The organism is Kitasatospora sp. NPDC094016 (assembly GCF_040304045.1).
In the GTDB taxonomy this organism is placed as follows: Bacteria; Actinomycetota; Actinomycetes; order Streptomycetales; family Streptomycetaceae; genus Kitasatospora.
Genome location: NZ_JBEOUK010000005.1, coordinates 202,413 through 223,395 on the forward strand (window position 1 = coordinate 202,413; position 20,983 = coordinate 223,395).

A 20,983-nucleotide genomic window follows, 5' to 3' on the forward strand; every position below is an offset into this window, starting at 1 on the left:
GCATGACGACGACCAACTCCCGAATCCCGGTAACCAAGGCCGTGGTACCCGCGGCCGGACTGGGCACCCGCTTCCTCCCGGCAACCAAGGCCACTCCGAAGGAGATGCTGCCCGTCGTCGACAAGCCGGCTATCCAGTACGTCGTCGAGGAGGCCTCCTCCGCGGGGCTGTCCGACATACTGATGGTCACCGGCCGTAACAAGCGGGCCCTGGAGGACCACTTCGACCGCGCCTACGAGCTGGAGGAGCTGCTCGCCCGCAAGGGCGACCAGGACCGCCTGCGCCGGGTCCGCGAATCCGTCGAGCTGGCCAACATGCACTACGTCCGCCAGGGCGACCCGAAGGGCCTCGGCCACGCCGTCTCGGTCGCCGAGCAGCACGTGGCCGGCCAGCCCTTCGCCGTCCTCCTCGGCGATGACCTGATCGACCCGCGCGACCCGCTGCTCGCCCGCATGATCGAGGTCCAGCAGGAGCTCGGCGGCTCGGTCGTCGCCCTCATGGAGGTCGACCCCTCCCAGATCCACCTCTACGGCTGCGCCGCCGTCAAGGCGAACGGCTTCGGCGAGGACGTCTTCCAGGTGACCGACCTGGTCGAGAAGCCCGAGACGAACGAGGCCCCCTCGAACTACGCCGTCATCGGCCGCTACGTCCTCGACCCGCTGGTCTTCGACGTGCTGCGGGAGACCCCGCCCGGCCGCGGCGGCGAGATCCAGCTCACCGACGCCCTGCGCGAGCTGACCACCCGCGAGCCGGAGGCCGGCGGCCAGGTCCACGGTGTGCTCTTCAAGGGCCGCCGCTACGACACCGGCGACCGCGCGGACTACCTGCGCGCTATCGTCCGACTGGCCTCCGAGCGCGAGGACCTCGGCCCGGAGTTCCGCTCCTGGCTGCGCGAGTTCGTCGCCTCCGAGCTGCAGGACTGACACGACGACAGAGAGCGAGCCGCCGATGACCGGGTCCACCCGACACACCACCGGATCCGCCGCAGCCTGCTGCGACGGAACCACGGACCCGGCACCGGCGGCCCCCCGCCTCTGGACGGTGGACGAACACCTCTCCGACGTCCTGGCCGCGGTCGGCCCGCTGCCCGCCATCGAGCTGCAACTGCTCGACGCCCAGGGCTGCCGGCTCGACGAGGACGTCCTCGCCGACGGCGACCTGCCGCCCTTCGACAACAGCTCGATGGACGGCTACGCCGTGCGCACCGCCGACACCGCCGGCGCCACCGACCCGTACCCCTCGGTGCTCGCCGTCGTCGGCGACATCGCGGCCGGCGCGGGCGAACTGCCCCGGGTCGGGCCCGGCCAGGCCGCCCGGATCATGACCGGCGCCCCCGTCCCGCCCGGCGCCCAGGCCGTCGCCCCGGTCGAATGGACCGACGGTGGCACCGGCACCGGAGTGCCCGCCGACGCGATGACCGCGCCCGTCGAGGACGAGGAGGTCCGCGTCCTGCGCCCGGTCGCCGAGGGCGCCCACATCCGCCGCCGCGGCAGCGACGTCGCGGCCGGCACCGAGGTCCTGGCGGCCGGCACCCGGCTCGGCCCCACCCAGCTCGGCCTGCTCGCCGCGATCGGCCGCGCCACCGTCAAGGTCCGCCCGCGCCCCCGGGTCGTGGTGCTGTCCACCGGCAGCGAGCTGGTCCAGCCCGGCGAGCCGGTCGGCCCCGGGCAGATCTCCGACTCCAACAGCTTCACCCTCACCGCGGCCGCCCAGGACGCCGGCGCCATCGCCTACCGGGTCGGCGCCGTCCCGGACCGGGCCGACCGGCTGCGCGCCGTCCTGGAGGACCAGCTCGGCCGGGCCGACCTGATCGTCACCAGCGGCGGGGTCAGCGTCGGCGCGTACGACGTGGTCAAGGAGGTCTTCGAGTCCTACGGCGGCGTCGACTTCCGCAGGCTGCGGATGCAGCCCGGCAAGCCGCAGGGCTTCGGCCGGATCGGCGGCCCGGCCGGCGTGCCGCTGCTCGCCCTGCCCGGCAACCCGGTCAGCGCCTACATCTCCTTCGAGCTGTTCGTCCGCCCGGTCATCCGCACCATGCTCGGCGCCGCCGACGTCCACCGCCCGGTGGTCCGCGCGCTCTGCCCGGCGGCGCTGCGCTCCCCGGCCGGCCGCCGGCAGTTCCTGCGCGGCCGCTACTCGGCGGCGGACGGCACCGTCGAGCCGGTGGGCGGCGCCGAGTCGCACCTGGTCGGCGCCCTGGCCCGGGCGAACTGCCTGATCACCGTCCCCGAGGCCGTCACCGCCCTGCCCGCCGGCAGCGAGGTCGACGTGGTCCTGCTCGGTTCCTAGGACATGTCCCGCGGACCAGGCCCCTCCCACGGGGTGGGGCGGGGGAGCTGTACGGTAGCGCGGTATTCCACCTGCGCGCCCCTGGAGCCACCCGTGACGACACCTGCCCCCGGCGACCGCCTCACCCACGTCGACGACCAGGGCGCGGCCCGGATGGTCGACGTCTCCGAGAAGGCCACCACCGCGCGCACCGCCGTCGCGGCCGGCCGGGTCCGGGTCTCCCCGAAGGTGGTCGAGCTGCTGCGCGGCGAGGGCGTGCCCAAGGGCGACGCCCTCGCGGTGGCCCGGATCGCCGGGATCATGGGCGCCAAGAAGACCCCCGACCTGGTCCCGCTCTGCCACCCCATCGCCGTCTCCGGCGTCACGGTGGACCTCACGGTCGCGGACGACGCCGTCGAGATCACCGCCACCGTGAGGACCGCCGACCGCACCGGCGTCGAGATGGAGGCGCTGACCGCCGTCGCGGTGGCCGGCCTCACCGTCATCGACATGGTCAAGGCCGTGGACAAGGGCGCCGCCATCGAGTCCGTCCGGGTGCTCAGCAAGACCGGCGGCAAGAGCGGCGACTGGTTCGCGCCGGAGGCGGGCGAGTGAGCGGGCGGAACGAGCCCACCACCGAGGGACACGGGCGGATGAGGGCCCTTGCGGTCACCGTGTCCAACCGGGCCTCGGCCGGCGTCTACGAGGACAGGGGCGGCCCGCTGCTGGTGGCCGGCCTGACCGCGATGGGCTTCACCGCCGACGGCCCCCGGGTCGTCCCGGACGGCGAGCCGGTGGAGGCCGTCCTGCGCGAGGCCGTCGCGGCCGGCTACGACGTCGTGCTCACCACCGGCGGCACCGGCATCTCGCCGATGGACCTCACCCCGGAGATGACCGCCCGGGTGATCGACCGGCAGGTCCCCGGCATCGCCGAGTCCATCCGCGCGTACGGCCGGGAGAAGGCGCCGACCTCGGCGCTCTCCCGAGGGCTGGCCGGGCTCGCCGGACGTACCCTGATCGTCAACCTGCCGGGCTCGACCGGCGGCGTCAAGGACGGCCTGGCCGTCCTCGAACCGCTGCTCGCCCACGCCGTCGACCAGCTCGGCGGCGGGGACCACCCCCGGCCGGACGCACCAGCTTCCGGGAGAACGCACTGAACGCCGGTTGGCCGGTAGAACTCCACGAGGGGGAGGTCGTGCTGCGCCCGATCCGGGCCCGCGACCAGCGCGAGTGGCAGGAGGTCAGCCTCCGCAACCGGGACTGGCTGCGTCGCTGGGAGGCGACCGTCCCGCCCGGTCCGGCCGGGCAGGCCGCCGGGCCGCGCCCGACGTTCCGGCAGATGGTGCGCTTCCTGCGCGGTGAGGGCTCGGCCGGGCGGATGCTGCCCTTCGTGGTGCTCTACAAGGGCCAGCTGGTCGGCCAGCTGACCGTCGGCGGCATCACCTGGGGCTCGATGTGCTCGGCGAACGTCGGGTACTGGATCGACGAGGCGGTGGCCGGCCGGGGCATCATGCCGACCGCCGTGGCGCTTTCCGTCAACCACTGCTTCCGCACCCTCGGCCTGCACCGGATCGAGGTCTGCATCCGCCCGGAGAACGGCCCGAGCCGCCGCGTGGTGGAAAAGCTCGGCTTCCGCTCGGAGGGAATCCGCCCGCGCTATCTCCACATCGACGGCGCCTGGCAGGACCACCTGGTGTACGCGCTGACCGCCGAGGAGGTGCCGGAGGGGATGCTGGAACGCTGGCGGTCGATCAGTTCAGGTCACGAGTCAAGTAATTGAATATATGTTCGAAAAAAATATCGATATGGCATCGCCGCGATGTCGGACTGGCACAAATACCGGCAAAATAGTCGGAGAATCAGCTTGATCACACGACACGCCGAGCCAAATTGCTGCCAGGCCTTCCCGGCGCCCGTACGGTGTGGATCGTGAGCAGTAGCGGCCTTATCTACGCCGTCATCGTAGGGGCCTGGGCCGCCTATCTGGTGCCGATGTGGCTCCGCAGGCAGGACGAACTCAACGAGGCGCGCCCGACGGAGCGCTTCAGCACCGCCATCCGCCTGCTGGCCGGGCGTTCGGGGCTGGAGCGGCGGGCAGCCCGGGCCCTGGGCGACGAACCGCGTGACGACGAGCACAGCAGCGACGGCCCTCCCGGACGGGACGGGGCCGCCTCCGGCGACCCCGCGGCGGACTCCGCGCCGCCCGCCGTGGAGCCCGAGTCATCGGCCTCCGTCGAGCCCCCGCCCGAGCCGGTGTCCACGGCCGGGTCCGAGGCCGCGCCCGAGCGGGGTGCCCGGGAAGAGCGTCCGGGCTCCGCGCCGCACGGCGGGGCGCAGCGCCGGGCCCGGCTGCTGGCCCGCCGGCGCCGGATGGTCACCGCCCTCTTCCTGGGCTTCGCGCTCGGCGCCGTGGTCGCGGCGGTGGCCGGACTGGCCTTCCTCTGGGTCCCGGCCGTCCCGGCGATCCTCCTCACCCTGTACATCGGCCACCTGCGCAAGCTGGAGCGCCAGCGCTACGAGGTGAAGCTCGACCGTGCCCGGGCCGCCCAGGCGGCCGAGCGGCTGCGTAAGCGCGAGCAGCAGCGCGCCGCGGCCCGGAGCGTCCCCGCCGAGGCCGTCGACACCCAGGCCCACACCCAGGTCCACACCCAGGCCCACGCCCGGGCCCACGCCCCGGCTCGCGCCCAGGCCCCGGCGGCCGAGGGGCGGGCCGGACGCCGTCCGCACCTGCGGCTGGCCGCCGACCCCGGCGAGGCCGCCGTCTCGGCGCCGTCCGCCTCCGCGGTGGCCGAGGCGACCGAGCACGAGGAGTGGGTCGACGGCATGCGCGAGCGCGGCGCGGCCGGCCCGGACTCCTGGGAGCCGGTGCCCGTCCCGCTGCCGACGTACGTCACGGCGCCGGTCGCCCCCCGGGTCTCGCGGGGCCTCGACCTGACGGCTCCCGGTACCTGGACCGCGGGCCGCCCCGCCGAGTCCACCCGCAACACCCCGCTGTTCGACCAGTACGCCGAGCCGTCGGCCCCGGAGGCCCGCCCCCGCGCGGCCAACGAGTGACCTCCCCGGCCCCCGGACCAGCACCGCATCCCCGGGGGTGGTCACGGGCCCCCTCCGAAAGGTGCTAGAGTTTCTTCTCGTTGGGGCTGTGGCGCAGTCCGGTAGCGCACCTCGTTCGCATCGAGGGGGTCAGGGGTTCGAATCCCCTCAGCTCCACCCAACAAGGGCCCCGCCCGGTCGTCAGACCGGGCGGGGCTTCTGCGTTGTCCGGGGGGCGATTCGGCGCGGGGATGCGGGAGTTGGCCGTGTGACGACCGTCACGGTGGGGCGGGGCCGTGAACTGACGGTCGGTCGCGGGTGAGAGTGGGGGCGGGACAAGGGCGGGAACCGGAGCGGGAACCGGAGCGGGAACGGCCGAGGGCCGGCCGGGGAGTCCGGCCGGCCCTCGGGGTGGGGCGGGGTGGGTCAGGGGCGCTGGGAGCCGGCGTAGGGGCCGGGCTGGGGGGCGCCGGACTGCGGCGGGACGGCGCCGTAGCGGGGCGGGCGGTAGCCGCGGGGGTGCCGGGTCAGGTTGTAGCCCAGGACGCCCGCCAGGGCGGCCAGGGCGCCGCCGCCGATGGTCCAGTACCAGCGGCTGTTCCAGCCGGAGAACCAGCCGGTGTACCAGTGCTCCTCGGCCGCCACCGGGGCGGCCGCCTTGGCGGTGGCGGCGCCGCCACCGGCCGGCGGGACCAGCGGGGCCTTGAGCTCGCCGCCCTCCGGCTGGGCGTTGTCCGCGTTGCCCTTGGCGCTGACGTGCAGCTGGACGGAGGTGGCCAGGCCCAGGTCGGTCTGCGGGACGTCGCTGACCGAGAGCCGCACGTAGTAGGTGCCGGGCAGCGGGTCGCCGGACCACGGCTCGGCCCAGGAGCGGACCTCGCGCAGGGTGCAGCTCAGCGTGAGCGTGCCGGTGTTCTGGTCGCCGGTGGCGTTCTGGGTGCCGGCGGTGCAGGACTGGCGGCGGCGGAGCCCGTCGAAGACCTCGGCGGACCAGGTCTGCGGGCCGTGCCGGTCGGTCGCGGGGGCCAGGTTGACGGTCAGGCCGATCGTCGGGGTCTGGCCCTCGGAGGCGCCGAACGCCCAGTACAGGTAGTCACCGGTGGAGGCGGCGACGTTGGCGTCCTGGCCGGGGGAGAGGTTGGTCGCGGTCAGGAAGGAGGTGCCGGCCTTGGTGGCCGGGGCCGGGGCGCCGCTCGCGCTCGCCGAGGGCGAGGGGGAGGCGGCGGAGGCGGCCGGGGCGGCCAGCGCGAGGGCGGGCAGCAGGGCGAGGGCGGCGAGGGCGCCGCGAAGGGTCGTGCGCGTGGTCGATCGCGTGGTCGGTCGCATGGTCAGTTCTCCCGCCAGACAGAGATCCGCCAGCGGGCGATCCAGCCGAACACCAGGCCGAACAGCAGTCCGGCGAGGGTGAGGGTGAGCAGCAGGATCCAGCCGCGGCCCAGGCCCATCGCCGCGCCCTCGGGGGCGGACGAGGCGGTGGCCAGGTCGACGGTCAGCTCCAGCGGCAGGCCGGGGTCGGCCTGGACGCCGGCCTGCGGGGCCAGCGAGTTGCTGACGACCAGGCAGACGGTGGTCTCCGGCTTGGCGCTCGACGAGGAGGTCGGGCCGGTGGTGATGTAGCCCTTGGAGTCGCTGGTGGACCAGCGCAGGCCGGTGGAGATCACGTCGGTGCGGCTGCTGCCGGCGTCGGTGCCGCGGACCAGCTCCTGGCCGGTCGCGCTGGTGGCCTGCAGCAGGACGCCGTAGTCCCGGGCCACCGCGCGGTCCAGGCCGACGCTGACCGAGGCGCGCAGCTCCTGGCCGGACTTGACCGGGACCTTGTAGACGCGGTGCTCGGAGAACTTCTCGCGGTCGCTGTACACGCCCGGGGCGAGCACCGGGGCGCTCTCGCACTTGTCGGCGCCGGAGGTCTTCACCGGGGTCACCGCGTAGGTGTCGTTGGAGCGGTCGACCAGCTGCTTCACCTTGTCGGTGAGCTGCTCCTGGGTGCGGACGTCGGTGTAGGTGCCACCGGTCGCGTTGGCGATGCAGAGCAGCTGCTGGCGGGTCTTGTCGTCGTGGGCCAGGCCGAGGGTGTCGACGACCAGGTGGATGCCCTGGGAGGCGAGTTCACGGGCGACGTCGCAGGGGTCCGGCGGGGTGCAGGTGTCCTCGCCGTCGGTGATCAGCACCACCCGGCGGGTGGTCTCGCCCTTGCCGAGGTCCTGGGCCGCGCCGCGCAGGGCCAGGCCGATCGGGGTCCAGCCGGTGGGCCGCAGGGTGGCGACGGCCGTCTTGGCCTCGACCTTGTTGGTCTTGCCGACCGGGTACAGCTGCTTGGTGTCCTGGCAGCCCTGGGTCTTGTCGTTGCCGGGGTAGTTCGCGCCCAGGGTGCGGATGCCGAACTCGGTCTCCGCGGGCAGCGCGTCGATCACGTCGTTCAGCGACTGCTGGGCCACCGAGATCCGGCTCTTGCCCTGGATGTCCCGCTCGTTCATGGAGCCGCTGACGTCCAGGACGAGGTCGACCCTGGGGGCCTCCTTGGGCGCGGCGGCGCCGGCTGATGGTTCGTCGGCGTGGGCGGGCAGGCCGATGAGCAGCGAGGCGCCCGTTATCGCCAGGGCGCCCAGCAGGCTGCCGAGCCTGGTCTTTGGTCGTCGTCCGGTAGTCACCCGGTGATCCTAGGGATCATCAGTTCGCGATGGCCAAACGAGACCGGATCGTGCACCACCCCGTCGCGGCGTGAACTCCGGCGCGTGGAAAGGCCGTCGGGCCTGCGCGGACTTACGTCCGCCCTACCCGGGCCGGATAGCCTTCCGTGCGGGTTTCGTGCGAGTCCGGGCGGGAATGGGGGCGCGGTGGAGCTGACGGGGGTCGGAAAACGGTACGGGCGGCGCGGGCGGTGGGTCCTGCGCGGGGTCGATCTCGCCGTCGGGCCCGGGGAGTTGGTGCGGATCGCCGGGGCGAACGGGAGCGGCAAGTCGACGCTGCTCCGGCTGGCGGCCGGGATCGAGCGGCCGACCGCCGGGCGGGTGGCCCGCCCGGGCGGCGCCGCCTACGTGCCCGAACGCTTCCCGCCCGCGCTGCCGTTCGACGCCGCCTCCTACCTGCTGCGGGTGGGCCGGGTGCACGGGCTGTCGGCGGAGCGGGCGCGGCGGCGGGCCGGGGACTGGCTGGACCGCTTCGGCATCGCGGACCGGGCGGGCACGCCGCTGAGCCGGCTGTCGAAGGGCACCTGCCAGAAGGTCGCGGTCGCGCAGGCGCTGCTCGCGCAGGCCCCGGTCCTGCTGCTGGACGAGGCCTGGACCGGGCTCGACCCCGACGCCAGGGCGGTGCTGGACGAGGCGGCCGCCGAGCGGGCGGCGGACGGCGGGACGGTGCTGTTCGTCGACCACGACCCGGCCCGGCTGGCCGGGCTGACCAGCGCCGCCTACCGGGTCGGCGCGGACGGCGCGCTGCGGCCCGTCGAGGAGGCGGGGCCCGTGCCGGACGGCGGCCCGGCGATGGAGGTCGAGGTGGACGTCCCGGACGGCACCCCGCTGCCGCCCCGGCTGCCCGGGGCGCCGCGGCTCACCCCGCTGGCCGGCACGGCCGTGCGGCTGACGGTGCCGGCCGCGCACACGGAGGCGCTGCTGCGCCGGCTGCTGCTCGGCCGCCCGGCCGTCCGGGTGCTGGCGGTGCGGCAGCGGGAGGGGCGGCGGTGAGGCAGGTCGGGGCGCTGACCCGGTACCACCTGGAACTGCTGGTGCGCTCGCACGCCTGGCTGCCGCCGTTCCTGGCGTACGCGCTGCTGCTGGTGGTGGGCGTGTCGGCGGGCAACCCGCTGCTGGGCGACCTCGGCTACGGCGCGGCCGTGCTGCTGCCGGTGAGTGCCTGGTACGTGCGCAGCGCGCTCGGGGCGGAGCCGCCGGCCTCGCGGGCCTGCCTGGTCGCGGCGGCGGGGCCGCTGCGGGTGCACCTGGGCGCGCTGCTGGCGGCGCTGACGGCCGGGCTGGTGCTGGCGGCGGCCGAGGTGGCGGCGCTGTGGTGGCTGAGCGGGACGGTGGCCAACCCGGGGGTGGAGCGGCAGCCGCCGGTCGCACCGGCGCTGGCGGCCGGGGCGTCGGCCGCGGTGGTGTGCGTGCTGCTGGGGGTGGTGGCCGGGGCGCTGGCGAACCGACCGGTGCTGGCGCGGCCGCAGTACGGCATCGCGGTGGCACTGGTGCTGGCCGCGCTGGCGCTGGTGGCGCCGCTCTCGCCGGCCAACGCGGCGGTCCGCGGTCTGGTCTCCGCGGCCCGCACCGGCCGGGTCGCCGTGCCGTGGGCGGAACTGCCGCTCGCCGCCGTCCTGCTGGCCGCGGCGGCGGCCGGGGCGGCGGCGCTGGCCGGACGGCGGCCCGAGTGAGCGGAGGATTCACGCCAAGAGCGGACACACCGCAGCAAAAAGCCGATAAATATGGATAGTGCTCGTTAGGGTGACGAACCTGGGTGAACCGGCTTCGTTCCGCCGGTCCATCCCGACTGGCATCCCCCGGAACAGCGCTCCGGCTCCCGCGACCCCCAGGACGGTCCGTGGCGACACCCCCCGCCGTGACGAGAACCGCAGCCCGGCCGAGCCGGCCGGTGCCGACCAGGCGCACCACCGAACTGCTGCTGGTCCTGGCCGCCGTGCTGATCGCCGTGTTCGGCTACGTCGAGGTCGGCGTCAACCTGGACGGCAGGGTGCCGGCCGACGCGGCCGAGTACGGCGCCGCGCTCGGCGTGCTCGCCCTGCTGGCGCACGCCGTGGTCCGCCGGCGGGCCCGGTACGCGGACCCGCTGCTGCTGCCGATCGCGGTGCTGCTCAACGGCATCGGCCTGGTGGTGATCTACCGGCTCGACCGCGCCACCTCGGGCGTCGGCGCGGCCTCCACCCAGCTGCTCTGGTCGAGCCTGGGGGTGGCACTGTTCATCGCCGTCGTGCTGCTGGTGCGCGACCACCGGCGGCTGCAGCGGTACGCCTACCTCGGGGCGCTGGTGGCGCTGGTCCTGCTGGTGCTGCCGATCTTCTTCCCGCCGGTGTACGGCTCGCGGATCTGGATCGTCATCGGGCCGCTGTCCTTCCAGCCGGGCGAGTTCGCCAAGATCCTGCTGGCCGTCTTCTTCGCCGCCTACCTGGCGGTGCACCGGGACGCGCTGGCACTCACCGGCCGCCGGGTCTGGCGCTGGCAGCTGCCGCGCGGCCGGGTGCTCGGGCCGGTGCTGCTGATCTGGGCGGCTTTCGTCGGCGTCCTGGTGCTGGAGACGGACCTCGGCACCTCGCTGCTGTTCTTCGGCCTGTTCGTGGTGATGCTGTACGTGGCCACCGCGCGCACCGGGTGGATCGCGATCGGGCTGGCCCTGGCGGCGGTCGGGGCGGTCACGGTGGGCTGGCTGTCGCCGCACGTGCACAGCCGGGTGACGGACTGGCTGGACCCGCTGGGCTCGATCGCGGCGGGCAAGGGCGCCAACCAGATCGCCCAGTCGCTGTTCGCCTTCGCCTGGGGAGGGGAGCTGGGCACCGGGCTCGGCAACGGGCACTCGGTGCTGATCGGCTTCGCCGCCAAGTCGGACTTCATCCTCGCCACCATCGGCGAGGAACTCGGCCTGACCGGGCTCGTCGCGGTGTTCCTGCTGTACGCGCTGCTGATCTCCCGGGGGTTCCGGACGGGCATCGCGCTGCGCGACCCGTTCGGGCGGCTGCTGGCGATCGGGCTGGCCGCCATCGTCGGCCTCCAGGTGTTCGTGGTGGCCGGCGGGGTGCTCGACCTCATCCCGCTGACCGGGATGACGCTGCCGTTCGTCGCGCAGGGCGGCTCCTCGGTGGTCACCAACTGGATCATCGTGGCGTTGCTGGTGCGGATGAGCGACATCGCGCGCCGGCCGGCCCCGGCCCCGGTGCTGCCCGTGTCCGGGTCCGTTTCGGAGGAGGACTGATGGCGCGCATCCGCTCCCGTCCGCGCGCCCGGGGCAACGGGCCGCAGGGCCTGCCCGGCATCTCCGTCACCGGGCGCCGCGCGGGCGTCTTCTGCCTGCTGCTGGTCGCGGCGCTGTGCGTCCAGGCCACCCGGGTACAGGTGTTCCAGGCCAAGGACCTCAACCACAACGCCGCCAACCAGCGGCTCACCATCGAGCGGTACTCGCAGCCGCGCGGCAACATCCGGGTCGGCGCGGACACCGTGACCGGCTCCGAACCCACCGGCGGCCGGTACGACTACAAGCGCACCTACACCGACGGCCCGACGTACGCGGCCGTCACCGGCTTCGCCTCGCAGGCGTACGGCAACACCCAGCTGGAGGGGGTCGAGGACGACCTGCTGTCCGGGACGGACAGCAGACTGGCCGGCTGGGCGGTCTGGGACGCCGTCGCCCGCAGGCAGAACCCCGGCGGGGACGTCTACACCACCCTGAACCGGGCCGCCCAGGAGGCCGCGGTGCGCGGGCTCGGCAGCCAGAAGGGCGCGGTGGCCGCGATCGAGCCGGCCACCGGCCGGATCCTCGCCCTGGCCAGCACGCCGTCCTACGACCCGGGCAGCTTCGCCGGCTCCGCCGCGGCCGACCAGGCCGCCTGGAACCGGCTGCAGGCCGACACCGACCAGCCGATGCTCAACCGGGCGCTGCGCCAGACCTACCCGCCGGGCTCGACCTTCAAGGTGGTCACGGCGGCGGCCGCGCTCGCGGCCGGGGTGGTCACCGACCCCGACGCGCCGACCGACGCGCCGTACCCGTACGTGCTGCCCGGGACGACCACGCCGCTGGTCAACGACACCTCGGCGTGCGACCGGCCCGGCCAGTCGCTGGACACCGCGATGGTCTACAGCTGCAACAGCGTGCTGGGCTACCTCGGGGTGCGGACCGGGCTGGGCCCGATGGTGGCGATGGCCGAGGACTTCGGCTTCAACGACGCCAGGCTGGACATGCCGGTGCGCCCGGCCCGGTCCAACTTCGACACCACGATGAACCAGTCGCAGCTGGCGCTCTCCTCGATCGGGCAGTTCGACACCGCGGCGACCCCGCTGGTGATGGCGATGGTCGCGGCCGGGATCGCCAACGACGGGACGGTGATGCGTCCGCAGCTCGTGGACAAGCTGACGAAGGGCGACGGCACCGCCGTGCAGCTGATGAAACCCGCCGTGTACCGGCGGGCGATGACCCCGGCGGTGGCCGGGCAGGTGCAGAAGCTGATGACCGACGTGGTCGAGAACGGCACCGGCGGCAACGCCCGGATCGGCGGCGCGGTGGTCGGCGGGAAGACCGGCACCGCGCAGCACGGGGTGGACAACAGCGGGACGCCGTACGCCTGGTTCATTTCCTGGGCCAAGCCCGCGGGCTCGGACGCGGTGCCGCCGGTGGCGGTGGCCGTGGTGATCGCGGACAGTGACGCCACGGACGTCACCGGCGGTGGGCTGGCCGCGCCGATCGCCCGCTCGGTGATGCGGGCGGTGCTGGGCCGCTGAGCCGGTCGATCGACCGCCGTCGAGTCGGTCAGCCGACCGACCGCCGCCGAGCTGCCGCTTTAGCTGCTGGACGGTAAATCCGCCGTCTGCGAAGTGTCCGGTTTGTATAGACTCATGCGCCAATTCGTACAATGCGCCGATCCGGACTGTTCGTTTGCGACACTGGTGCTTTCGCGGGGTACTGTCCCATCTTTGTTCGGTTGGTCCCCGATGACACCCCATGGCGCGTCGAGTGACCGGCCGCCAGGACACCCTCCCCCGCCCAGAAGGACCGCAGCTGTGACCAGCAACTCTCTCGGTGCGCGTCTGCTGCGACGCAAGCCCGTCTCGTCCCTCATCGCCGAGAGCGAGGGCCGGGACGGCCTCCCGGCCGGTGCGCCCGAGGAGGGCGGACGCTCCGGCATCCACCTGCGCCGCACGATCGGCCTCTGGCAGCTGTCCTCGATCGGCATCGGCGCCACCATCGGCACCGGCATCTTCTTCGTGCTCAGCAGCGCGGTGCCCTCGGCCGGGCCGGCCGTCATCCTGTCCTTCGTGCTCGCCGCGGTCACCGCCGGACTCACCGCGCTCTGCTACGCCGAGATGGCCTCCGCGATCCCGGTCTCCGGATCCTCGTACTCCTACGCCTACGCCACCCTCGGCGAGGGCGTCGCGTTCGGCGTCGGCATCTGCCTGCTGATGGAGTACGGCGTCTCCGCCTCCGCGATCGCGGTGAGCTGGGCCGAGTACCTGAACAAGTTCTTCGACCTGGCCTTCGGCTTCACCATCCCGGACCAGCTGTCCGGCGCGCCGGACGCCACCCACTGGTTCAACCTGCCGGCGCTGCTGCTGGTCGCGATGGTCTGCGTGCTGCTCACCCGCGGCGTCAGCGAGTCGGTGAAGGTCAACGCGGCCATGGTCGGGATCAAGATCCTGATCCTGCTGCTGTTCGTCGGCATCGCGCTCACCGGCTTCCACTCCGGCAACCTGACCCCGTTCATGCCGCTCGGCATCGGCGGCGTGCAGGTCGCCGCCTCCAGCATCTTCTTCTCCTTCATCGGCCTGGACGCCGTGTCCACCGCCGGTGAGGAGGTCAAGAACCCGCGCCGCACCCTGCCACTGGCGATCATCATCTCGCTGGTCGTGGTGACCCTGCTCTACATCCTGGTCGCCCTCGCCGGCATCGGTGCCCAGCCGTGGCAGAAGTTCGAGGGCCAGGAGGCCGGCCTCGCCCAGATCCTCCAGGACATCACCGGCCAGACCTGGCCCTCGATCGTCTTCGCGATCGGCGCGATCATCTCGATCTTCAGCATCACCCTCGTGGTGATCTACGGCCAGACCCGCATCCTGTACTCCATGGGCCGCGACGGCATGCTGCCCAAGCGCTTCGCCGAACTCTCCCCGCGCACCGGCACCCCGGTCTGGAACACCCTCGTGGTGGGCCTCGGCGTCGGCGCGCTGGCCGCCTTCGTCCCGCTGAAGGAGCTGGCCGACATCACCAGCCTCGGGACGCTGATCGCCTTCTCGGTCGTCTCGATCGGCGTGATCATCCTGCGCCGCACCCAGCCCGACCTGCCGCGCGGCTTCAAGGTCCCCGGCTACCCGGTCGTCCCGCTGCTCAGCGTCGCCTTCTGCGCCTACCTGATCACCGGCCTGCACGCCGACACCTTCCGGGCCGGCGCGATCGCCCTCGCCGTCGCCGTGCTCGTCTACTTCGGCTACAGCATCAAGCACTCCAAGCTGGAGCAGCAGGCACAGGCCGCCACGGCGGACAGCTCCACCGGCCACCGGAACAGCTGAGCCGGACGAATCCGGACATGAGGGGCCACCGACCACGACACCCGGCGGCCCCCCTCATGCCACCTCCTGTTACGTGCCCCACGCCATGGCGACAGCGCCCGGCCACCACCCATAACCTTCCACCATGGTGAGCACCCGCACGCCCGGCTTCTCCCGCCCGCGCGGCCGCTTCACCGGCCGCAGCAGAACGCCGGCCCCGCCGACCCCCGCCGGAGCGCCGTCCGGATCAGGACGACCGCCCCTCGGCTTCTCCAGTCGGCCGTTCCCCCGCCAGCGTGGCGAGAGCACGTTCCCGCCCACGCCCGATCGGCTGAATCCCGCCCGACTCGCCTCGATGCGCACCGTCCAACTGCTCGGCTGCCTGATCGCGGCCGGCTGGGCGGCCGCCTTCCCGCTCGTCTCGGACCTGCCCAACCAGCGGACGTGGGGTTTCATCGCGGCCCCCGCCTACGTCCTGGCCGGGCTGCTCTGCCTCACCCTGCCGCGCCGCTACGCGGCCCGCGCCGCCGCCGTGGTCGCCCTCGCCGGGGCCGTCCTCGCGCCGCTCGCCCTGCTCGCCGTGCAGGGCCGCCACCAGTCCGAGGTGATGGTGGTCGAACGCTCGGCCCACCTGCTGCTCACCACCGGCAGCCCGTACCTGCCGCACCCGGTGATCGTCACCGACTACAACCCGTACCTGCCGGCCATGACCCTGTTCGGGATGCCGCGCCAACTGCTGGGCGACGGATCCGACCTCGCCCAGGTCGCCGGGGACGCCCGGATCTGGTTCGCGCTGGCCTTCGTGGCCTGCCTGCTGGCCAGCTGGCGGCTGCTGCGGCCCACCCGCGAGCGCGCGCCGCTGCTGCCGCTCGCCGTGCTCACCGCCTCGCCGCTGATCTCGCTGGCCCTCGTCGTCGGCGGGGTGGACCTGCCGCTGATCGGCCTCTGCTGCCTCGCCATGGCGCTCGCCGAGCGGGACCGCACCGTCGGCGCCGGCCTGGTGCTCGCCCTCGCCTGCACCCTCAAGTGGACGGCCTGGCCGGCGCTGCCGGTCGCCGCCCTGCTGCTGTGGCGGCTGTACGGCCGCCGGCCCGCCGCCCGGACCACGCTGATCGCGCTCGGCACCGGCCTGGCCGTGCTCCTGCCCTCCGTGCTGACCCGGGCGGACGCGCTGCGCGAGCAGGTGGTGCGCTTCCCGCTCGGGCTCACCGCCATCCGCACCCCGGCCGGCAGCCCGCTGCCCGGCAAGGTGCTGGCCGGCTTCGGGCCGACCGGGCACTCCGTCTCGCTGGCGCTGATGACCATGGGCGGGATCGGGGTGGCCATCTGGCTGCTCGCCCGGCCGCCGGTGTCCGCGATCGCGGCCGCCGACCTGCTGGCCGCCGGGCTGGCGATCGCGTTCATGCTCGCCCCGGCCGGGCGGTTCGGCTACCTCGCCCTGCCGGTGGTCCTGGTGATCTGGCCGCGGCTGGCGGCCCGGCGCTGGAGCAGCCGGCGCCCGATCCCGCCGCACCGGCTGCCGGGCAGACCGGAGCCCGCCCTGCCGCGGGGCTGAGCGGGCTCCGTACGGACGGGAGGACCTAGCGGCCGCCGGCCTTGAGCAGCGAGGCGACGGCCGGGCCGGCCGCGTCCACGCCGTGGCCGCCGCCCTGCACCTCGGCGGCGACCGCGATGTTGCCGCGGTAGGCGGTGAACCAGCTGTTGGTGGTGGTCGCGCCGGCGACCTCGGCGGAGCCGGTCTTGGCGCCCGCGTTGTCGGTGATCCCGGCCATCACGTCCTTGGCCGTGCCGCCGGTGGCGGTGGCGTTCATCATCGCGCGCAGCTTGCCCGCGACGTCCGGCGCGATCTGGCGGGCCGCCGCCTGCTGCGGCAGGCCGGCGACCAGGATCGGCTGCTTGAACGCGCCGCTCTGGACGGTCGCGGTGATCGAGGCGATGGCCAGCGGGTTCATCTGGACCTTGCCCTGGCCGATGTAGTTCATGGCCTGCTCGTCCTTGCTGCCCGGCGTCGGCGGCACCTTGCCGTCGGTGTTCGGCAGGCCGGTCTTCCACTCCAGGCCGATGCCGAACACGTCCTTGGCCGTGCTGGACAGCGTCTCGGGCTTGAGGCTGGTCAGGCCCTGGTTGATGAAGGCCGTGTTGCAGGACATCATGAAGTCCTGCTGGAGCGTGTTGTTGGGGAAGGCGCCCGGGAAGTCGTTCGGGATCGCGACCGGGTTGCTGCTCTTCTCCGGGCAGGCCACCGCGGTGTCCGGGTTGACCCCGGCCTCCAGCAGCGCCGCCGAGGTGACGATCTTCATCGTCGAGCCGGGCGCGAGCAGACCGGTGAAGGCCCGGTTCTGACCGTTGGCCGGCGCGTTGGCGAAGGCCAGCACCTGTCCGGTGCTCGGCTCGATCGCGGCGATCGACCCGGACTTGCCGCCCAGGTCCGTCATCGCCTTCTCGGCCGCTGCCTGGATGGTGTTGTCGATGGTCACCTTGAACGGCTTGCCGGGCTTGGGCTCGACGATGGTGAACAGCTTGTCCGAGGCCCCCTTGCCGGCCGGGTCGCTGATCACCACCGCGCTGCCCGCGTCCTGGTCCTTGTTCGGGTCCGGCGGCAGCAGCTTGTGGGCGTTGTCCTGGAGGGTGGACAGCAGCGCCGGGGTGAGCGAGGCGCCCTGCAGCGGCTTGCCGTTGCGGTCCACCACGGTGGACGGCGGGGCGAAGACCTGCTGGGTGGCGATCGTCTCGTTGCCGGACAGGTGAGGGTGGATCACCGTCGGCGCCCAGTGCACGGCCGGGGTGTTGTCGCTCATCTTCACGACGTTCAGGAAGCCGTTGTAGTCCCAGACCCGGTTGGTGCCGGCGAACTCGGCGCGCGCCTTGAAGCCCATCAGCACACCGGCGGGGCCGGCCGAGGCGGAGGCCGACGGCGAGTCGGTGGCACCGGGGGTCGCGCCCGCCGACGGCGCGGCCGAGGCTCCGGCGGAGGACTTGGCCGGCGCGGGCGTGCCGGTGGCCGACGCGAAGGCCTGCGGGGTGGCCGGGCCGGCCGGGGCCAGGGTCAGCGCGCTCGGCTTGACCTGGTCGCGGAACGCCGTCAGCGCGGTGGTGGCCGCGGCCGGGTCGTCCGTCAGCGCGGCCGCCTTGTCCAGGTCGCCGGCCGCCCAGGCCGCCAGGAAGTCCTTCGCACCGTTGGTCGCCTGCTCGGCCGAGGGCGGCTCGGCGACCACCGTGCGGGGCTTCTTCGCCGAGGACGATCCGGAGTCCGAGCCGCCCATCAGGCTGTACGCCCCGTAGCCACCGCCCGCGAGCACGGCGACGGAGACGCCGGTGATGATGCCGATCTTCGCGCCTCTGCGCATGGTGCTGTTCCCCCAAGGGTCTGCCGGACGGGCGCGACCGGCCGGGGCCGGACACGCTGTTCCCTCCACCCTAGGCAGCGCCGATCGGTGCGCCGACGAAATGCCCGCGAGTTGTGACGGATCTGGTACGTGTCGTGCACCGCATACGGACGATTCAGGGAACAGCGGTGTCGATCAGATCCAGCTGTTGAACCACATCCGCTGGCGCCAGTCGTCCATCGGAATCGTCTGCCCGGTGAACAGCGGGAAGAAGAAGAGGAAGTTCCACACGATCAGCAGCACCAGCAGCCCGGCCGCCGCCGAACCGATGATCCGGCGGTCCCGGGAGGCCCCCGGAGGCCCGATCAGCGCACCGACCAGCATGGTCACCGCGAGTACCAGGAACGGGACGAACACCACCGCGTAGAAGAGGAAGATCGTCCGCTGCTGGTAGGCGAACCACGGCAGGTAGCCGGCGGCCAGGCCGCACAGCACCGCGCCCGCCCGCCAGTCCCGCCGCGCCACCCAGCGCCACAGGCAGTACACCAGCGCCACCACGGCCGCCCACCACAGCAGCGGGGTGCCGATGCCCAGCACCTCGCGGGCGCACTCGGCGGCCGTGCAGCCGCTCTGGCCCTGCTTGGGGGACTCGTAGAAGAACGAGACCGGCCGGCCCAGCACCAGCCAGGACCACGGGTTCGACTGGTAGGTGTGCGGGTCGCTCAGGTGGGTGTGGAAGTCGTAGACCGTCGAGTGGTAGTGCCACAGGGCGCGCAGCCCCTCGGGTATCCACGGGTAGTCGGTCGAGCGGCCCGCCGCCCAGTCCCGGCCCCAGCCGCCCCTGCCCGGCACGTTGCTGCTGGCGAACCAGCCCCACCAGGACGTGACGTAGACGACCAGCGACACCACCACGACCGACACGAAGGCCGGCACCACGTCCCGGGCGAGCGTCGCCAGGTACGGGCGCGGGGCCCCGGCCAGGCGGCGGGCGCCGACGTCCCACAGCACCGTCATCACGCCGAAGGCCGCCGCCACGTACAGGCCGCTCCACTTGGTGGCGCAGGTCAGGCCGACGCAGACGCCGGCCGCGATGCGGTACGGGCGCCAGCCCAGGTTCGCCCGCTGCGCCAGCACCGCGTCCGGCACCCCGCCGAGCCGGTCGGCCAGCCGGGCCCGGGTGCGGTCGCGGTCCAGCAGCAGGAAGCCGAAGGCGGCGAGGATCCAGAACATCACCACCAGGTCCAGCAGCGCGGCGCGGCTGAGCACCAGGTGCAGGCCGTCCACCGAGAGCAGCAGGCCGGCCACGCAGCCCAGCAGGGTCGAGCGGAACAGCCGGCGGGCGATCCTGGCCACCATCAGCACCGACAGCGTGCCGAGCAGGGCCACCGCGAACCGCCAGCCGAAGGGGTTCATGCCGAACAGCATCTCGCCGGCGCCGATGATCCACTTGCCCACCGGCGGATGGACCACGTACGAGGCCGCCGCGCGGTACGGGACGGCCGCGCCGGGCGTCATGATCTGCTCGTTGGCGCCGTCCGGCCAGTTGATCTCGTAGCCGCCGTGCCAGAGCGCGTAGGCGTCCTTGGCGTAGTACGTCTCGTCGAAGATGATCGCGTGCGGCTGGCCGAGGTTGGTGAAGCGCAGGATCCCGGCGAACACCGCCACCGCGATCGGGCCCAGCCAGCCGGACCAGCGGCACAGCCACGACCACACGGCCGGCGGCACGGACACGCCCAGCCGCAGCAGCAGCGGCGACGGGGGCACCACCGCCGGGGTCACCCCGGGGCCGTCCGGCATCGGCGGGACCAGGCGCTCGGCCAGCGGGGCCACCGGGCGGGCGGCGTAGCCGAACCCGGCCAGCCGCTCGCGCCAGCTGCGCGCGGCGCTGCCGGGTCGGTCGGGCTGGTCCGGGTCCGGGTGGTCCGGGTGGTCGAACTGGTCGGGTCGGTCGGGCCGCGCGGGGCTCCCGGCCTGGTCGGCGGGCCGCGGGGCCGGGACGGCGGAGGACGCCAGGCCGGCCACGTCGCCGCCATCCTGCGCGGTGTGGTCTGTACCAGTGGGCGTGCGCGCCGCCGTGTCGCCGTTCATCCGCCACATCGTAGGGGCGCTTCTCGCACGTGTGACCGCTCCCTCGGAAGCTGCCCGAATCGTCACCAAAAGCCCCCGGGCCGCGGTAGCTGCAAGGATGGGGCCCGTGACAGGAGTACTCGTTCTCGCAGGCACCCCCATCGGCGACGTCTCGGACGCCCCGCCCCGGCTGCTCACCGAACTGGCCACGGCGGACGTGATCGCGGCCGAGGACACCCGGCGGCTGCGCCGGCTCACCCAGGCGCTCGGGGTGACCCCGGCCGGGCGGGTGGTCTCCTACTTCGAGGGCAACGAGGTCGGCCGCACCCCCGAACTGGTCGAGGCACTGCTCGGCGGCGCCCGGGTGCTGCTGGTCACCGACGCCGGCATGCCGTCCGTCTCCGACCCCGGCTACCGGCTGGTCGCCGCCGCCGTCGAGGCCGACGTCAAGGTCACCGCGGTGCCCGGGCCGTCCGCCGTGCTCACCGCGCTCGCGCTGTCCGGCCTGCCCGTCGACCGCTTCACCTTCGAGGGCTTCCTGCCGCGCAAGACCGGCGACCGGGCCCGGCAGCTCGCCTCGATCGCGGCCGAGCCGCGCACCATGGTCTTCTTCGAGGCGCCGCACCGGATCGCCGAGGCGCTCGCCGCGATGGCCGAGGCGTTCGGCGCCGAGCGGCCCGCCGCCGTCTGCCGCGAGCTCACCAAGACGTACGAGGAGGTGAAGCGCGGGCCCCTCGGCGACCTGGCGGCCTGGGCCGCCGAAGGCGTCAGGGGCGAGATCACCGTCGTCGTCGCGGGCGCCCCGCCGGCCGCGCCGCAGGAGCTCACCCCCGCCGAACTGGCCCGGCTGGTGGCCGTCCGGGAGGAGGCCGGGGAGCGCCGCAAGGAGGCCATCGCGGCCGTCGCGGCGGAGCTCGCGCTGCCGAAGCGGGAGGTGTTCGACGCGGTGGTGGCGGCCAAGAACGAGGCGAAGAACGAGGCCAAGGGCGGGGCCGGGAAGTAGCGCCGGAAGCGGGTCCGGCGGGGGCGGGGACGGGGCCGTGAAAGAGGGGTGAATTCCGGGGGTTGCGTGACCCCGGGGGAGTCGTACCTTTGAGGGAA

At 73.8% G+C, this 20,983-nt stretch carries 17 protein-coding genes and 1 tRNA gene; 14 read left to right on the top strand and 4 right to left on the bottom strand.

Annotated elements, in window-relative coordinates; translation table 11 throughout:
* Window positions 1–2: 2 nt before the first annotated feature.
* The 7 genes from galU (at window position 3) to ABT015_RS07570 (ending at window position 5,478) form a co-directional block, all read left to right on the top strand.
* Window positions 3–923: a UTP--glucose-1-phosphate uridylyltransferase GalU gene (gene galU / locus ABT015_RS07540; protein WP_350877699.1), complete on the top strand. Its 921-nt coding sequence runs from the start codon at window positions 3–5 to the stop codon at window positions 921–923.
* A 25-nt stretch (window positions 924–948) separates the two neighbouring features.
* Window positions 949–2,289 (top strand): molybdotransferase-like divisome protein Glp, encoded by a 1,341-nt coding sequence (glp, locus tag ABT015_RS07545; protein ID WP_350877701.1) that lies wholly within the window; start codon window positions 949–951, stop codon window positions 2,287–2,289.
* Window positions 2,290–2,442: 153 nt separating this feature from the next.
* Window positions 2,443–2,883, top strand: a complete 441-nt coding sequence (moaC, locus tag ABT015_RS07550) for a cyclic pyranopterin monophosphate synthase MoaC (protein WP_350877780.1) — start codon at window positions 2,443–2,445, stop codon at window positions 2,881–2,883.
* Between the two features lie 38 nt (window positions 2,884–2,921).
* Complete coding sequence (locus ABT015_RS07555) at window positions 2,922–3,425, top strand: MogA/MoaB family molybdenum cofactor biosynthesis protein (RefSeq protein ID WP_350877702.1); 504 nt, start codon at window positions 2,922–2,924, stop codon at window positions 3,423–3,425.
* A gap of 38 nt (window positions 3,426–3,463) precedes the next feature.
* Window positions 3,464–4,048: a GNAT family N-acetyltransferase gene (locus ABT015_RS07560; protein ID WP_380345730.1), complete on the top strand. Its 585-nt coding sequence runs from the start codon at window positions 3,464–3,466 to the stop codon at window positions 4,046–4,048.
* 149 nt (window positions 4,049–4,197) lie between these two features.
* Window positions 4,198–5,322, top strand: coding sequence for a divisome protein SepX/GlpR (gene sepX / locus ABT015_RS07565; protein WP_350877703.1), 1,125 nt, complete (start codon window positions 4,198–4,200; stop codon window positions 5,320–5,322).
* Between the two features lie 82 nt (window positions 5,323–5,404).
* Window positions 5,405–5,478, top strand: a tRNA-Ala gene (locus tag ABT015_RS07570).
* A 249-nt stretch (window positions 5,479–5,727) separates the two neighbouring features.
* Here ABT015_RS07570 and ABT015_RS07575 read toward each other — a convergent pair.
* Together ABT015_RS07575 and ABT015_RS07580 are read right to left on the bottom strand one after the other, a co-directional pair.
* Complete coding sequence (locus ABT015_RS07575; RefSeq protein WP_350877705.1) at window positions 5,728–6,627, bottom strand: peptidase; 900 nt, start codon at window positions 6,625–6,627, stop codon at window positions 5,728–5,730.
* 2 nt (window positions 6,628–6,629) lie between these two features.
* Entirely contained in the window at window positions 6,630–7,949 is a 1,320-nt protein-coding gene (locus ABT015_RS07580) for a VWA domain-containing protein (RefSeq protein ID WP_371517392.1), read from the bottom strand.
* A gap of 186 nt (window positions 7,950–8,135) precedes the next feature.
* Here ABT015_RS07580 and ABT015_RS07585 point away from each other — a divergent pair, with 186 nt between their 5' ends.
* The 6 genes from ABT015_RS07585 to ABT015_RS07610 all read left to right on the top strand — a co-directional run bounded on the left by ABT015_RS07585 (window position 8,136) and on the right by ABT015_RS07610 (window position 16,044).
* The gene (locus ABT015_RS07585) at window positions 8,136–8,981 is read left to right on the top strand and encodes an ABC transporter ATP-binding protein (RefSeq protein WP_350877706.1); all 846 of its coding nucleotides are present in this window, start codon (window positions 8,136–8,138) and stop codon (window positions 8,979–8,981) included.
* Complete coding sequence (locus ABT015_RS07590) at window positions 8,978–9,661, top strand: ABC transporter (protein WP_350877707.1); 684 nt, start codon at window positions 8,978–8,980, stop codon at window positions 9,659–9,661. The genes ABT015_RS07585 and ABT015_RS07590 overlap by 4 nt, the downstream gene beginning before the upstream one ends.
* Window positions 9,662–9,846: 185 nt before the next feature.
* A complete protein-coding gene (locus ABT015_RS07595) occupies window positions 9,847–11,211 on the top strand; it encodes an FtsW/RodA/SpoVE family cell cycle protein (protein ID WP_350877708.1) in 1,365 nt (454 codons plus the stop codon).
* A complete protein-coding gene (locus ABT015_RS07600; RefSeq protein WP_350877709.1) occupies window positions 11,211–12,731 on the top strand; it encodes a penicillin-binding transpeptidase domain-containing protein in 1,521 nt (506 codons plus the stop codon). The genes ABT015_RS07595 and ABT015_RS07600 overlap by 1 nt, the downstream gene beginning before the upstream one ends.
* 210 nt (window positions 12,732–12,941) lie before the next feature.
* Window positions 12,942–14,510 carry an amino acid permease gene (locus ABT015_RS07605; protein ID WP_402451446.1) on the top strand — a complete coding sequence of 523 codons (1,569 nt, stop codon included), beginning with the start codon at window positions 12,942–12,944 and terminating at the stop codon, window positions 14,508–14,510.
* Window positions 14,511–14,634: 124 nt separating this feature from the next.
* On the top strand, window positions 14,635–16,044 hold the full coding sequence (locus ABT015_RS07610) for a glycosyltransferase 87 family protein (protein ID WP_350877711.1): 1,410 nt from the start codon (window positions 14,635–14,637) through the stop codon (window positions 16,042–16,044).
* A gap of 25 nt (window positions 16,045–16,069) precedes the next feature.
* On the opposite strand, the gene ABT015_RS07615 is transcribed toward ABT015_RS07610, so the two are convergent.
* A complete protein-coding gene (locus ABT015_RS07615; protein ID WP_350877712.1) occupies window positions 16,070–17,836 on the bottom strand; it encodes a penicillin-binding transpeptidase domain-containing protein in 1,767 nt (588 codons plus the stop codon).
* Between the two features lie 174 nt (window positions 17,837–18,010).
* Window positions 18,011–19,903 carry a dolichyl-phosphate-mannose--protein mannosyltransferase gene (locus ABT015_RS07620; protein ID WP_350877713.1) on the bottom strand — a complete coding sequence of 631 codons (1,893 nt, stop codon included), beginning with the start codon at window positions 19,901–19,903 and terminating at the stop codon, window positions 18,011–18,013.
* A 106-nt stretch (window positions 19,904–20,009) separates the two neighbouring features.
* Between ABT015_RS07620 and rsmI the strand changes: the two genes are divergently transcribed.
* Window positions 20,010–20,885, top strand: coding sequence for a 16S rRNA (cytidine(1402)-2'-O)-methyltransferase (gene rsmI, locus ABT015_RS07625; RefSeq protein WP_350877714.1), 876 nt, complete (start codon window positions 20,010–20,012; stop codon window positions 20,883–20,885).
* The last annotated feature ends 98 nt before the right edge of the window (window positions 20,886–20,983 follow it).